Genomic DNA, 1,347 nt, shown 5'->3' with positions numbered 1-1,347 from the left:
GTCAGCAGGGTGTGCTTGAGCGCTCCCGTCTCGAAGTGGCCTTCGAGCTGGTTGTCGACCGTGTTGCCGCGTGTCGACTCCGTGGCGCCGGAATAGTAGCGGGTCAACTCGTTGGCGCCGGCCCAGCCATAACCGTAGATCTGGCGCAGCGTGGTATTCGCCGTCACGTGGCGAAAGTTCTGCCGGAACTTCCACGCATCGTTAAAGGCATGCTCGAACTGATAGCCGAGGAAGCGTTGCTTGCGCTGGTATTTCTCGACACTGGAATCTCCATCGAAGAAATACCGCGAAATCAGGCGGCCGTTGTGATTGGCATTGAGACTGGCGTCCGCCGGAACCCCGCTGTGATAGCTGCCCTCCGGGTCATCCTGGAGATAAGCCTGCAGCAACAGGCGCGTGTCGTTTGACGGATTGATCGCCAGGGATGCAGCAATCGCCTGGCGCTCTTCCTTGACTGTGCTGAACTGTGAGTCGAGCGAGCGCGTCAGTGCCGTCAGGCGAAAGGCCATCACACCGTCTTTGTCGATGGGCCCCGAAAGATCGACAGCCGCTTCCCGGCGGTTCCGGTTGCCGGTGGTGACTTGTACTTCCCGGTAAGGCTGGTACTGCGGTGTCATGCTGGTCAGCGCCACCAGGCCGCCCGGCGACGCGCGTCCGTACAGCACAGACGCAGGGCCCCGCACCACGTCAATGCGCTCCAGGAAGTAAGGATCCACCTGCATCGAGGTGTAGCTGCCCTGGTCGCTCAACATGCGCAGCCCGTCAAGCAGGGTGCTGTCTACGCTGCTGTCTTTGAAGCCGCGCAGCGCCACGTAGTCGTAGCGGTTGGACGCGCCCACCAGCCCTGTGAAGGCGCCGGGCGAGTAATTCAAGGCCTCGGAAACGCTGCGCGGTTTCTGGTCTTCCAGCTGCTGCTTGGTCACCACCGAGATCGACTGCGGCGTCTCGATGATGGGCGTGTCAGTCTTGGAGCCCGAGGTACTGCGCTTGGCGACGTAGCCATTGCCGCCGCTGGTGGCCGTTTCCTGCTCCGCGCCGGCCATCACGGTCACCAGCGGCAATGTTGCCGCGCCCGATGACGTTGAAACAGGCTTGACCACAAACACATTGCCGTCGATGGTCGCCGCCAGGCCACTGTCGGCCAGCAACCTGTCCAGCGCCTGCTGCGGCGTCAACCGGCCGGATACCGCGGGCGCCGTCTTGCCAGCCACCAGAGCGGGCTGGACCATCAACTCCAGCCCGGCCTGCTGCGCCAGGTTGTTGAGCGCCTGGGCCAGTGGCTGCGCCGCGAGGCTGATCTGCATGGGGGTGGCGGCGCGCGTGCTGGCGGCCCCCTGGGAGTAAACC

1 protein-coding gene is annotated in these 1,347 nt (G+C 63.8%); it reads right to left on the bottom strand.

Annotated features, from left to right (window positions below):
* The coding region (locus AC1D1P_RS23495; RefSeq protein WP_477674664.1) for a TonB-dependent siderophore receptor at positions 1–1,304 on the bottom strand (1,304 nt) is incomplete at its 3' end.
* Between the last annotated feature and the right edge of the window lie 43 nt (positions 1,305–1,347).

The organism is Polaromonas sp. P1_E1_2, assembly GCF_056406035.1.
Note: the sequence above shows the minus strand (reverse complement) of the source record. Positions and strands in the feature narration are given on the sequence as shown.